Below are 13281 nucleotides of genomic sequence, written 5' to 3'. Positions count from 1 at the left end.
AGTTGAATTCCTTGACGGGGTAGATTCATATATCTCTTTTTTTGTCAACTTCTAATACTGTACCGACGCTCTAGCTGACACGAAAAACTAGAAAATATAAGAGCCAGAGAGAGTCGCCTTCCCCAGTGCCCGGGTGGCGCCGTAAAACCAAGCAATCACAGAGTTTTGCCCTTGCAAAGTGTACCGAACAATGACAGAATCATTAAGAATCAAGACTAAATCACTTTTATGCTGAAAAAAATATTTAAGCAAATTTCCAAGTCAGGCAGTGATGAAAATTTTCTGCATTTTACAGAAAGTGTAGAAGTAGCAATATCGAAAATTTTATCACTGGCGATGATTTGGGTAATTCTCCTCAGCGTTTGCGATTTGCTGATTTTTTTAGCAAAAGAATTTGTAAACCACAGTGATAATTTGTTAAAAGACACGTTGTTTGTCATATTTGGGTTATTTTTAAATGTTTTAATTGCTCTAGAAATATTGGAAAATATTACAGCTTATCTGAAAAAGCACGTAATTCAAGTAGAGCTAGTTATTGTAACTTCTTTGATAGCAGTATCTCGAAAAATCATCATTCTTGACCTAGAAAAGAAAACAGCAGCCGACTTGATTGGTTTGGCTACTGCAATTTTCGCGCTTTCCATCAGTTACTTGATAGTGCGGTTCACAAATAGAGGAAATAATTAATATTGGGAAGTGGGGATGGCGAATTTTTAATGAAAAATATCCTATCCGGTCGCTCGACCGGACATGATATTATTCCAACAAACCAGGAGGAGGCACAATTTCAATTCTGCCTTGTTCTAAGTCAACAACTGGCACAATCTCTTCCACAAAAGGAATCAATATTTTTGTTGATTTAGGCTCTTTAACGCGAATTTTCCGTGGTTTGCGGGTATTTCTGGGGTCAGCATTTGCTTTGGGAGTTTCAGGCTGTTTTGGCTTTTCCAATTCTGCAGCGACAGTTTCCGGCGGTGTTAGATTCGTTTCTACTTCTAAAAGGTCGTTACCTGCGGGAATAATATCAGTTACCTTGCCTAAGATTTCCCCGGTTAACTGGTTAAAAACTTCCATACCGATCAAATCTTGGACGTAAAACTCATCAGATTCAAGGTAAGGTCGATCGGTCTTTTCAACAAACAACTTACAGCCCCGCAGCGCCTCAGCACCATCGCGGTCTTCCACACCCTCTACCTCTACAGCATACAGCCCTTTGCCCGGAATGTAGCGACCGCCCAAAAACTCGATCGGTTCCGGTTCACTTTTGTTAGGGCGCAAAATCCACCGCTTCCCCGGTTCGATAAACCTTTCAGGGAAATCCGAATCGGGATAGACTCGCACTTCCCCGTCCAAACCTTGAGCTGCTACAATTTTACCGATTTCTATCCATTCAGACATAAACTTTTTGGCAATTGGGAATTGGGAATTGGGAATTGGCAATTGGGAATTGGGAATTGGGCATGGGGCATTGGTAGCAGAAAAGCCTTGGTAGCAAACAACAAATAACTAATGACTAATCACTGATGACTAATGACTTCTTTACACCAATCCAGTTCTCAGCGCTACCACTGCGGCTTGCACGCGGTCATCCACTGCCAACTTATTCATAATACCGCGAACGTGAGTTTTAATAGTATTTGGACTCAAGTAAAGCGCCGCTGCTATTTCTGGATTGCTATTACCTTCCACCATTAATTTTAACACCTCCAACTCCCGCTGCGACAACTGACCAAAAGTAGTTGTAGAGGCAGGTATGGGGGGTTTGAGATGTTCGATGACAGTCCGGGCAATTTGAGGGTCAAGATATGTAGCGCCCTCTGCTGCGGCTGCAATCGCTGCTAACAGCCTGTCTACGGAAGCACCTTTAATACAATAAGCATCAGCCCCGCTAGAAAGGGCAGCAATAATTTCAGTTTCTGCCGTGTGAGAAGTTAACATTACTACTCGAACTTCTGGCAGTTGTGCTTTAATTTGCTGCGTCGCTGCTATGCCGTCGAGTCGTGGCAAACCGATATCCATCACAATGATATCAGGTTTGAGTTTCAGTGCGGCTGCTACGCCTAAATAGCCGTCTTCTGCTTGTCCTACTATTTCTATTTCTGGGGAATCGGCTAAAACTTGCTCTAATCCCAGTTGCATCATCGGGTCATCTTCAACAATTAAAATTCTCATAATACGAAGGAAGAAGGAAGAAGGAAGAAGGAAGAAGGAAGATTACTTAGTTGTTAATATTTTACATGAACTTCTACCGAACCTATAACCTATAACAAATAACAAATAACAAATAACAAATAACCAATGACTACTGACTAATGACTACTGACTAATTTTTAAAACCTCCACGAATTCGCCCGGTTCAATCCCGGTGTCCGCTGGTGGCAAAACGGCTAAACCACTCGTATTGGCGAGGTTAATTAAATTCGCTGAATTTTGGCTGCCACTAGCAGGTTCAAATTCCCACACTCCGGCAACTAAATGCAGTTTACCCCAAACATAAGTTTCGCGCTTGCCCTGCGATCGCAATTCAGAATTACACCTAGCTTTGAGAAACTCCGGCCCCCAAGCATCCGGGGCAAGCCCAGACATCTTTCTCAAAGCAGGCACAACAAACCGCCAACAGCAGACTAAAGCCGAAACCGGATTTCCCGGCAAACCAAAATAGAGACAATCCGAACTCAAACTCGGCGAATCATCATTTTTTTCACCTCGTTTAAACTCAGCAACAGTTAAAGGTTTCCCCGGCTTAATCGCCACAGAACTAATGTGAACTTTTCCTCCCAAATCTGCCAAAATTTTCTCGACATAATCGTAGTCTCCTACCGAGACGCCGCCCGTAGAAAGCACCACATCCGCTGTTGCAACAGCGCCGGATATCGCCTTGTTTAACGCATCTTCATTATCAGGAACAATGCCCAATCGAACCGGTTCAAATCCCATTTGTGCCAACAAAACTGTCAAAGCATACTGATTCGAGTCTACCAGTTTCCCCGGTGTCAGAGGTTGGTCAGGCGATACCAATTCGTCACCCGTAGAAAAAATTGCCACCCGCAGTCGCCGATAAACGGGAACTTGAATGCACTGGGCAGTTGCTAACACCGCCATTTCAGGGGCATTGATAACTGTACCGGGAGTTAGCAAAGTTGTTCCTGCTTGATAAAAAGCGCCTCCCGGCCTGACAAATGCTTGCGGTTTTTCAGGAGAAACTAAGATAAAAATACGATCGCCCTGACGCCTTGTTTCTTCCTGCATTACCACCGTATCAGTACCCTCTGGCATCATACCACCCGTAAAAATTCGCGCCGCTTGCCCCGATTGCAAGGTATTTTGAGGCTGATATCCGGCTGGAATCTCTTCTACTACTTCGAGTACCGCTGGTTTTTCGGCGCTGCAATTTTCCACATCCGCAAACCGCACCGCGTACCCATCCATTGCTGAATTATCCCAATAAGGAAAATCCAGGGAACCAGTGACGGGTGCCGCCAAAATGCGCCCCGATGCTGCCAGCAAGTCTACAGTTTCTACATCCCGCTGACTGTCGAGGGGTTGCGCCAAATTTAGAACGATCGATTCTGCTTCTTTCACTGACAGCATGACTGTCTCCTTGTTTTGATAACACTCATGATTAAGTTTAGCAAAATATCCAGAGATATTGGTGATATAATTTTTTTGTATTTGGGCAGTCAACCTAATTTTTGGTGTTAATTGCTTATGACTATTTCTCGTTTGGTTGTTAGACTCAATTGTTTATCCTTATTTGTGGTGGCGATACTGATATTTTTAACTCAACTTTCAGGGTTAAAAGTCAGCGATTTATTCTTGCCGCCTTATTCTTATCCCCATCCCAATGTCGCCTTGTTAACTCGGACTTTCCAAATTTTATGTTCTGTACCCGTCATTGTTTGTACTTTCACCTATAAATTAGCTCAAAGTATTCAACCGCGCACTTCAGAAAATCGATTTATTCTGTTTTCGGCTTTGTTAACAGGTGGATTTTTACTAAATGAAATTTACAGAATTCATATATATATGGTGGCCGGGGGAATTCCTAAGCTAGGAGTAAGTCTTTTATACGCCGTTGTTTTGTTTTCCTACGGATGGTTTTTTCGGCGAGAACTAAAGTTGACTCCCTACCAAATATTGTTAGCGGGTGTAGGCTTGTTGTTTTTTGCGATCGGCGTGGATTCCCTACATTTAAAAAACAAAATATTCTCCAGTTTACTAGAGGGAGTACCTAAACTATTTAGCGAAATTAACATTGCATTTTATTATTGGTATATCTGTAAGTGTTTCCTCCAAAAAGCTTTTTATAAAAAAATTAATGGCTAGTTATAAGTACATGATATAATGAGTAAAAGTGCATCAAAAAATATTCCTAAAATCCTCTTAATCATTAATATTTACAGCATCTGCATCGATCGGCATTGAGCTGCATTTATATACATAATCTGGCTTAAAAATCCCAACGCATCCTGATAAAATACCATGATAGCAGTTACCATCAACTTCAACTCTATAGTTAAACTAACCGACGACCAATTTTATCAACTGTGCCGCGAAAACCCCGATGTCAAATTTGAACGCAACGCCAAAGGAGAAATAATCGTCATGCCACCCACAGGAGGAGAAACCGGAAATTACAATTTGGAAATAGCTACTGATTTTGGAATTTGGAACAGACAAACTAAACTGGGAATTTGTTTCGATTCTTCAACTTGCTTCAAACTGCCAAGCGGTGCAAATCGTTCTCCCGATGTCTCTTGGATTGAAAAATCAAGATGGGATGCACTCACTCTCGAACAAAAACAAAAATTTCCTCCCATTGCCCCGGATTTTGTCTTGGAATTAATGTCGCCAACCGACAGTTTAAAAGATACCCAAGACAAAATGCAAGAATACATGAACAACCAAGTAAAATTAGGCTGGTTAATCAACCGCAAAACGCGCCGAGTCGAAATCTATCGCGAAGGACAAGAAAAAGAAGTTTTGGAATCTCCAACGGAACTTTCAGGAGAAGATGTGTTGCCCGGTTTCGTGCTAAACTTGAAAACACTGTGGCAATAACTAGACATCTTCCATCTATCAGCGTTTATTTTCGTTCATCTGCGGTAAAAAAAATCTAATGGAAACCAATACAGAACCTACTGCAACCACTGGCTTAACAGCGGAACAACACAAACAGAAAATGCAGCGGCGCCAAGAAGTGCAATCACAGCGAATCGCTAACTCCTCAAAAGAAAAAGGTTTAATTATAGTCAATACGGGTAATGGTAAAGGCAAAACCACGGCTGCCTTGGGAATGGTTGTGCGATCGCTCGGTCATGGATACCGCGTCGCCATAGTACAATTTATCAAAGGCGCCTGGGAACCCGCAGAGAAAGCCGTTTTTCAACTCTGGGAAAAACAGCTAGAATTTCATGCAATGGGAGAAGGCTTTACCTGGGACACGCAAGACCGCGATCGAGATATCGAAACAGCTCAAAAAGCCTGGGAAAAATCCCTAACTTTTATCTGCAATCCCGAATTTAAATTAGTTCTTCTAGATGAAGTCAATATAGCATTAAAACTAGGTTATTTGCAAGTCGAGCAAGTGCTTTCCGGGTTAGACCAAAAACCCGAAGAAACCCACATTATTTTAACAGGCCGAGGCGCCCCGCCAGCGTTAATTGAACGGGCCGACTTGGTGACAGAAATGACTTTAGTTAAGCATCCATTCCGAGAACAAGGGATTAAAGCTCAAGCAGGTATTGAGTATTAATGTTGTTTGTAGTCAATACTTTGGCGTCCATCTAAAATTTCAAAAAAGAGCTATGCTGGCAACATCAGAGTAAAAGTTGACCCCTTGCCAAACTCGCTACTCACAGTAATTTCTCCCCCCAGCATTTGAGAGTATTTCTGCGCTATTGCCAAACCCAAACCCGTACCTCCGTACTTGCGGGTAGTCGAAGCATCAGCTTGCGTAAAAGGTTGAAATAATTTTTGTAGTTGTTCAGGAGTTATCCCAATTCCCGTATCAGAACACTTAAAAATTAACTGTTCAGATTCCCAACTATTTTCGTCATTTTTAATTTTTTCAACGCGGAGTGTAACTGTTCCTTTATGAGTAAACTTAGCTGCATTACTGAGCAAATTAAACAAAATCTGAGTAAACTTAATTTGATCGGAATACAATTCGCCAATATTATTAGGACACTCTACATTCAGGCGATTAGTGTTTCGCAAAAATAGCGGTTCAACAGTTCTCGCTACATTTTGAACTGTCTCCGACACGTCAAAAGTTTCTAATTCAAGTTCCGCATGACCGGCTTCAATCTTCGACAAGTCGAGAATATCATTAATTAAGGAAAGTAAAAGCTGGCCTGAATGGTGAATTCTCTCCAAATCCGACACAAAATCTTCTTCGCCCAAATCTAAAGCCTCTTCTTGCAGAATCTCGCTGTAACCGATAATCGCATTCAGAGGAGTTCGCAGTTCGTGGCTCATGTTAGCTAAAAACTGACTTTTAGCCAAATTAGCTGCTTCTGCGGCTTCCTTTGCCTTGTAGAGTTCTACCTCTGCTTGCAAGCGGTCGGTCACGTCTTGAGCCAGCACTAATTCAGCATTCCTGCTATCAAAGATCATGGTATAAGAAGTAATTTCTACATCAATAATTGTTCCGTCTTTTTTCTGGTGCTTCCACACACCTGCAAAGTCAATACCGGCATCTAGTTGGGTTATATTTTCTAGGAATTTCGGCAACTCTTGGGGGGGACGAATGTCCGCAACGGTCATGTTGAGAAATTCGTCGCGAGTGTAGCCGTAGTGTTGGACAGCAGCCTGATTGACGGCTATAAATTCTAGAGTTTCTAAATCGTAAACCCACATCGGATGGGGGTTATTTTTAAACAAAAGTCTGTAGCGTTCTTCCGAGGCTCGCAGTTCGGCTTCGGCTTGCTTGCGCTCGGTAATGTCGCGGACAACCGTGCAAATAATCTCGCGGCCGCCGTAGGAAATCACGCTCCCGCTCACTTCTACATCCACGCAGGAACCGTCTCGGCGACGGTAGAGAACTTCGCCAATTCTGAATTGTTTGTCCGTCAGCAGCAACTCGATATTGTTGTCAATTAGGTCTTTAGAGTAAGCGATGATATCGTAAATAGTTAGTTGCCAAATCGCATCAAGACTGTAATCGAGCAGGTCTCTAAACGCTGTATTGGCTTCCAAAAGGCGTTTGGTTTGAGCGTCCCACAGGAATATACAATCTGTAGCTTGCTCCACTACGGCTCGGTAGCGGGCTTTTTCCTCAAGTTGTTCGCTTTCGGCTTGGGCGATCGCACTCAACATTCCGTTGATAGCATGGGCAAGGTCGGACAACTCATCTTCGCCCGTCACCGGTAGTCGCACCGAAAGGTCTTGGCTGCTACTGACGCGCTTCACTGTTTTCGCCAAACCGCTCAACCGAGACAGCACCAGACGCTCTAGCAGTAGCAGAGTACAGCCGACCAACCCAACTCCCGCTAACGCTACAGACCCCAGCAGGTACAGCAAACTAATTTGACCTTGCCGATATATTTCTCTGGGGATATCCACCCGCAATAGCAGCGCAGGTTGGTTGTAAATATCGCGGATCAAAGTGTAACCCGCGATCGACTCTTCGCTTAAAGGACGCACAAAAATCGGTTGTTTTTCCGACAGTTTCTCCCGCGCTTTCTCGAAGTCTGCAGGCAACTGAGCCTCATTAACGCTGTGTACAATGAGGGGCAAGCGAGTAATTTTAGAAACCCTCGCAATGCTCGCAGCATCCAAATTGCGCCCGAATACCAGCGTACCCCGAATGGGACCGGTGCTTTTAGTCGTGAGAATTGGCCGGGAAGTAATCAGTATCGGCCCTGATGGTAGCAGCATGATACCAGCGAGGCTGCTTTTGGGGTTGGGGTGCTGCAACAGCGGGTCATTGAGAGAAATGCGGCGTTTTAATGCTTCTGGAACAGGCGTTAGTTTCAGCTTTTGGCTGTCGAAACCCGTACCGTAAACTATTTTGCCAGAAGTATTGACAAAGACCGCTATATTAACTCTCACATTAGCCAGCCCTTCTGGAATTAAATTGGAGGCAATGAATTTTGAGTTGCCGTTTTGCATGAAAGTGTAGGTGTCGTCCCAAGACGACCAGTCGGCAAAGCGCGAGTTGAAGTCATCTGCGGTTTGCCCGAACACGCTGAGCACTCCCTTGACAACCTGTGTGGCTTCTTGTTCCTCTGCTTTGATCAGGCTGCCCAAGAGGATGCTTGAGGAGGTGGCATACAGAATGCCAGTCAATCCAGCGATGGTAATACCAATGATCGATAGGGTTTTCCGACGCAGTTTCATCTTGCCATGTGTATGGTGTCCGTCCGAAATCTCAACTCAGGAGCAATTTTACTACTGTTTCCTGAACCCTGACCGAAAGCAATTTGCTCCGGGGCGTCCGATGTATCAGTGGGGTTGCTTTCTTCAATTCTAAAATCTAAAATCTAAAATCTAAAATCTAAAATTGATAATTCTCAACTCAGGAGCAATTTTACTACTGTTTCCTGAATCCTGACCGAAAGCAATTTAGTCCGGGCGCACCCGATGTATCAGTGGGGTTGCTTTCTTCAATTCTAAAATCTAAAATCTAAAATCTAAAATCGATTGACTGGTGGCGCAGCGTGTGTTTCCTACTTTTCCCACACCTGCTCTTTGTGAGATTCTTTGCAAATTCCCAAGATGCGCCGATCGTTCTCGCTGATGGTGGAAATTGGGTAATACTTTTGCAGGTTTACCGAGTAGGGAGAGCGACTGCCGTCGTAACTATCCACTACTGTTAAATTTAACTGAGTTCGATCGCCCGTGCCGTAAAAACAGTAAAAAGCAGACCGAGGCAGGTAAAAAGCGCCGACTACCTTACTCTGCCGCATTTCAAATACAAAATATTCTTGTTTAATTTCCTCTGGCTGGCTCGACTGACCGTAGAGGTAAATGCCATCTGCTAAACCTGTGCTAGCTGTATCTTGCCCAGAATTGGGCGGAGATTGCGAGCTAAAAACGCCGGATTTGATGTCCGAGTCGTGTGATCGGCGTGCGGGGAATGCGATGCTCAAGTTACCGGGCGAGAGAGCAAGCAAGATCGCGATCGCTTCTAAACTTCCTGTTAATATCAAATAAGTCAAAACCACTCCAGACCCCAAAATTTAAAATAGCTGGTTCCAAGCGCCTCTTGTACCAGTTTCACCAAGATTGTAGAGAAACCGGGTATTTGGCTTAATGTTGGCTATAAACTTAAAGGAACGATCGCCAGCCCGATGCCTGAACTTAAATCTAAGATTAGTTTTGACAAATTTTGCGTCCGCCCCGATCGCGAGATCGACCCCTCAAATAATACCATTTTAGATTTTTAATTTTAGATTAAAGAATTGAATAATTTGGCGTGACCTATTCCATAAGGGTTTGGATCACGGGTCTACAGTTGCATTCTTTTTTTTAACTGGCATAAAATTATCCTTCCCAGCAGCGCCAACACGAAAAAAAAAGTTGAGATTTTGGGAAAAATCTCAACTTTTTTAGTGACTAACTCGCCAAGTATTCTCGGACTTGAGATTGGCGGCGGCGCAGGTGGGCAAGGGCTTGATGTTCTAGCTGCCGCACCCGTTCCCGGCTGAGATTTAACCGTTCTCCGACTTTCGCCAGAGACATTTCTGTGCCGTCTTCCAAACCGAAGCGCAGAATTATTACATCTCGCTGCTGGGGGGTAAGTTCTGATATCAAAGTATTGAGGTCTTGCCGCAGTAATTCCGAGGTAATGTAGTTGTCTGGAGATGCCGTTTCGTCTTCTAAGAGTTCTTGCAGTTCGGTATCTTGGTTGTCTCCTACCCGCAAGTCCAAAGAAACTGGATGTCTTGCCATCAGCAGGTATTCCCGAATCTGGGAAGGGTGCAGTTCCAAGGCGGTGGCAATTTCCCCAGGGGAGGGAGACCGGCCCAACTGCTGGGTGAGTTCCCGCTGCACTTTTTTGATTTTGTTGAGTTTTTCGGTGATGTGAATTGGCAATCGAATTGTGCGGGCGTGTTGGGCGATCGCGCGGGTAATTGCTTGCCGAATCCACCAGTAAGCGTATGTGGAAAATTTGTATCCCCGCATCGGGTCAAATTTTTCGACTCCTCGTTCTAAACCAAGAGTACCTTCTTGAATTAAATCCAAGAATTCCATATTGCGTTTCTGGTATTTTTTGGCGATCGCCACTACTAGCCGCAAATTCGCTTCAATCATCTTTTGCTTGGCGCGCCGCCCTAAATGCAATATCCGGTTAAGTTCAGGTTCGGTCAACTCCATTTCGGCAGCCCACTCTTGATCCGTCAGATCCCGCTGCCATTCTTTAGCAAGTGCTTGTTTTGCTTCGATTAATTTCATCATTTGCTGCACTTGCTTCCCGAAAACAATTTCTTCTTCTCGGGTTAGCAGGGGTACACGACCGATCTCGTGCAGATAGGCACGAACCGTATCCGTTGAGGAGTATGGCCGGCTGCCCATGCGATCGGCTTTCACTGTTTTGTTTTTGGGGGTTGTGGTGGACATGGGTGAGTATTGCACTCCTTGTAACAACAGATAAAAAGTTGGTGATACCCTGTCCCACTTTTGCAAGTGGGATAAAGACTGCGACAAAGGGGATGTTTCCCCTCTTGTTTATCGGTGACGATCGGTAGAAGCTTTTTGTTTGGGATTACTTTTGTGCTTGATTTTCCAGTAATCGCCGTCGATTTTCGGTAGCTCGCTAGCTTTAACGGCTAGTTCAAGGCGAAGTGAAGCAAGAGTTTAGTTTTCTCAATATTATTCCCAATTTTGAGGATCGTAAAGAGTAAAAACCTCTGTCTTAAGGTCAAGATTCTACATTTTTCCTTAAGGTTTTGAATTCCCTGTTAGTTTTAACTGCCACTCAACTTCACAATACTCATGCAGACTCATGCTATTCGAGGGCTTTGTTTTGCTCTCTGTTCCATCATCGCTTGAAATTTTCTCGCTGCCTAGATGGTGGGATGCGAGATAACCGAACTCGATCACCGTATTAGATGGGAGTAACTGTTTAAAATATTTATTGACATTTTTATTTAAATATGCTAATCAAATTCTGCTACGAGTAACGACAAGGTGTATAAAGGCTGGCTGTTGCCCTGTTTGACTTTCATTGTGCCCCTAGGCTCCATCATCTCCATCATGTTTAAGCTTATGCAAATTTTGTGTAGTTAGGGATGAGGGGTGAGGGGGTGAAAGGGGAAAAGCTTCTGACTGAAAGCTGGGGCCTAATTTTTTTGACGTTCGATCGCACTTTTTCGTTTATAACTGAGGCAAAAATCAGATATTTCTGTCATTGCCAGCGATCGCCAATTGTTCGCCAAGATTAATTTACAGTAACCTTTGCCTAAGTTCTGTAAGGAATCTAGCAGTTGTCAATTTAAAATCCTAAATCCATTTTAGCAGATTCTGCCTCGGCAAATACTTGTTCATCCGGCATTTCTTGCCAGTCAATATCCCCAATTTCTCTGTAGAATTGCTCGTCATAGGGGCGAGTTTGCACGACTACGGGCATGGGTACGGCGTGCCCCAAAACTAATGCTTGCTGTTTGGAGTCGAGTTTTGCCAAAACTGAACGCAAACTCTGCCCTCCAGAAACGCCGGTAAAAATAGCCTCGATGTCTTTATCATCGTTTAGCAAAGCTGTGATCCGCGTTCCGACTTGCGACATGACTTCGGCGTCGATGCCGGAGGGACGTTGGTCTACAATCAGCAGGGTTACGAAGTATTTTCGCATTTCTCTGGCGATCGTACCGAAAATAGTCGATCGCACGATCGCCGGATCGAGAAAGCGGTGAGCTTCCTCAATGGTAATCACCAATGGCTGCGGCTTGTCGCACGGATTTTTGCTCATCAAAAACTTCTCAGCTTTCCGCACGTAAGAGGCGTGAATACGGCGAGTAATCACATTTGCCGCTAACATATACGACAGCAAATCCGAGTGCGAACCGAACTCAATTACTACATTTTTCCCCGCATCCAAACACTGCAAAACTTCAGTTACATAATTTTTTGGACAGCGTTTGCGAATATATTTCAAATCATTTAAACGCTCTAATTTGCGCTGCAAAGCCATAATAGAAGACTTATTTCCCCGCTTTTCTTCACAAAACATTTGAATATCTTCGTTGGTCATTTCCAGCAACTTGTTAATCCAACCCTTGCCCAACTCATTGCGTAAAATAATCGCATTTTCGATACTAGCTTCCGACAAATTTAACTCCCGCTGCACCAGCGAGATATCTTCCACTTCAATTTCCTCGAAACTCAAAAACAACTCTTGAGCATCGCGGACTCCCCGGCGTTTTGTCGATTCTGGATCGAGAGTATAAATCTGAATTTTATCGGGAAACAACTGCCGCAAACCTTTAACAGTGCTAAATTGTTTCCCTTCCGAAACAGCTTCCCACCCGTACTCCGAGTGCATATCAAAAATTAAATTAACAGCAGCTTGCTTGCGAATAATTCCCGATAGAAGCAAGCGCGTCAGAAAAGATTTTCCCGTTCCCGACTTGCCAAAAACCCCGTTGCTGCGTTCCACAAATCGGTCTAAATCCAAGCACACAGCAACGTCCATGTCAATCGGTTTGCCGATCGCAAAATTGCAACGGTACGGGTCATCTTCCCAGCCAAAAACCGCCCTAAAATCGGTTTCTTTGGCATCAAACACCTGGGAAAAGTGACTGGGAATCGTTTTAACCGGCAGCAGTTCCATATCGGCGCCACTTTGCGCCTCAAAAGAGCCCAAATTTCCTAACGCCACCTTTTTCTCAGGGACTCCGTTACCTGTTGGATTGAAGATTGCTTGAGATTTTTCTTTTTCCGCAGTCAGCATCAACATGGGCGCAAGCTCGATCGTACCGTAGGTACTGCTACCGGCTAGCACTGCGAGAAGAAAATCGTCGTCGGGATTGGGAGGATTCGATAAAATGCGGGCGCTAGAAGTTCCCAGAGACACGTCGGTGAGCATACAGAAAAAGTGCGATCGCACCCCCCGCACTACTAGAAATTTCCCCACCCTCATATCTTCCACCGAAACATCGGCGTGCAGTCGCACTTCTAATCCCTTGCTCAGGGAACCTTGAATAACAGAGCCTAACGGTCGATCCATTTTAGATTTTAGATTTTAGATTTTAGATTGTTATTGACACTCCCCGGTCTGAAGACACGGGGATTCTTAAGGACAAACTTTGGGGGATGAATCCACCCAAAGTTTGATTC

11 protein-coding genes are annotated in these 13281 nt (G+C 44.2%); 4 read left to right on the top strand and 7 right to left on the bottom strand.

The genetic code is table 11. From position 1 onward, the window contains the following. The first annotated feature begins 228 nt into the window (after nucleotides 1-228). The gene (locus QUA36_RS29540) at nucleotides 229-687 is read left to right on the top strand and encodes a phosphate-starvation-inducible PsiE family protein (RefSeq protein WP_333160155.1); all 459 of its coding nucleotides are present in this window, start codon (nucleotides 229-231) and stop codon (nucleotides 685-687) included. Between the two features lie 69 nt (nucleotides 688-756). On the opposite strand, the gene rimM is transcribed toward QUA36_RS29540, so the two are convergent. The 3 genes from rimM to QUA36_RS29525 form a co-directional block, all read right to left on the bottom strand. Further along, the gene (rimM, locus tag QUA36_RS29535) at nucleotides 757-1398 is read right to left on the bottom strand and encodes a ribosome maturation factor RimM (RefSeq protein ID WP_333451094.1); all 642 of its coding nucleotides are present in this window, start codon (nucleotides 1396-1398) and stop codon (nucleotides 757-759) included. A 141-nt stretch (nucleotides 1399-1539) separates the two neighbouring features. Further along, nucleotides 1540-2172, bottom strand: coding sequence for a response regulator (locus QUA36_RS29530; RefSeq protein ID WP_006632834.1), 633 nt, complete (start codon nucleotides 2170-2172; stop codon nucleotides 1540-1542). A gap of 144 nt (nucleotides 2173-2316) precedes the next feature. Then, nucleotides 2317-3591 (bottom strand): molybdenum cofactor synthesis domain-containing protein, encoded by a 1275-nt coding sequence (locus QUA36_RS29525; RefSeq protein WP_333459959.1) that lies wholly within the window; start codon nucleotides 3589-3591, stop codon nucleotides 2317-2319. 117 nt (nucleotides 3592-3708) lie between these two features. Here QUA36_RS29525 and QUA36_RS29520 point away from each other — a divergent pair, with 117 nt between their 5' ends. From QUA36_RS29520 to cobO, 3 genes are all read left to right on the top strand, one after another. Further along, complete coding sequence (locus QUA36_RS29520) at nucleotides 3709-4326, top strand: hypothetical protein (RefSeq protein WP_333459958.1); 618 nt, start codon at nucleotides 3709-3711, stop codon at nucleotides 4324-4326. A 156-nt stretch (nucleotides 4327-4482) separates the two neighbouring features. Beyond that, on the top strand, nucleotides 4483-5061 hold the full coding sequence (locus tag QUA36_RS29515; RefSeq protein WP_333459957.1) for a Uma2 family endonuclease: 579 nt from the start codon (nucleotides 4483-4485) through the stop codon (nucleotides 5059-5061). A 58-nt stretch (nucleotides 5062-5119) separates the two neighbouring features. Next, nucleotides 5120-5755, top strand: a complete 636-nt coding sequence (gene cobO, locus QUA36_RS29510) for a cob(I)yrinic acid a,c-diamide adenosyltransferase (protein ID WP_333451074.1) — start codon at nucleotides 5120-5122, stop codon at nucleotides 5753-5755. 50 nt (nucleotides 5756-5805) lie between these two features. Here cobO and QUA36_RS29505 read toward each other — a convergent pair whose 3' ends face one another. The 4 genes from QUA36_RS29505 to QUA36_RS29490 form a co-directional block, all read right to left on the bottom strand. Then, nucleotides 5806-8343 carry a CHASE4 domain-containing protein gene (locus QUA36_RS29505; protein ID WP_333459956.1) on the bottom strand — a complete coding sequence of 846 codons (2538 nt, stop codon included), beginning with the start codon at nucleotides 8341-8343 and terminating at the stop codon, nucleotides 5806-5808. A gap of 329 nt (nucleotides 8344-8672) precedes the next feature. Further along, nucleotides 8673-9170, bottom strand: coding sequence for a hypothetical protein (locus QUA36_RS29500; RefSeq protein WP_333459960.1), 498 nt, complete (start codon nucleotides 9168-9170; stop codon nucleotides 8673-8675). Between the two features lie 391 nt (nucleotides 9171-9561). Beyond that, nucleotides 9562-10566 (bottom strand): RNA polymerase sigma factor, RpoD/SigA family, encoded by a 1005-nt coding sequence (locus QUA36_RS29495; RefSeq protein WP_333160142.1) that lies wholly within the window; start codon nucleotides 10564-10566, stop codon nucleotides 9562-9564. An 874-nt stretch (nucleotides 10567-11440) separates the two neighbouring features. Beyond that, nucleotides 11441-13171, bottom strand: coding sequence for an ATP-binding protein (locus tag QUA36_RS29490; RefSeq protein ID WP_333160140.1), 1731 nt, complete (start codon nucleotides 13169-13171; stop codon nucleotides 11441-11443). Between the last annotated feature and the right edge of the window lie 110 nt (nucleotides 13172-13281).

It is taken from the genome of Microcoleus sp. Pol10D4, assembly GCF_036701555.1.
GTDB lineage: Bacteria > Cyanobacteriota > Cyanobacteriia > Cyanobacteriales > Microcoleaceae > Microcoleus.
This window is presented reverse-complemented; position numbering and strand designations above follow the sequence as displayed.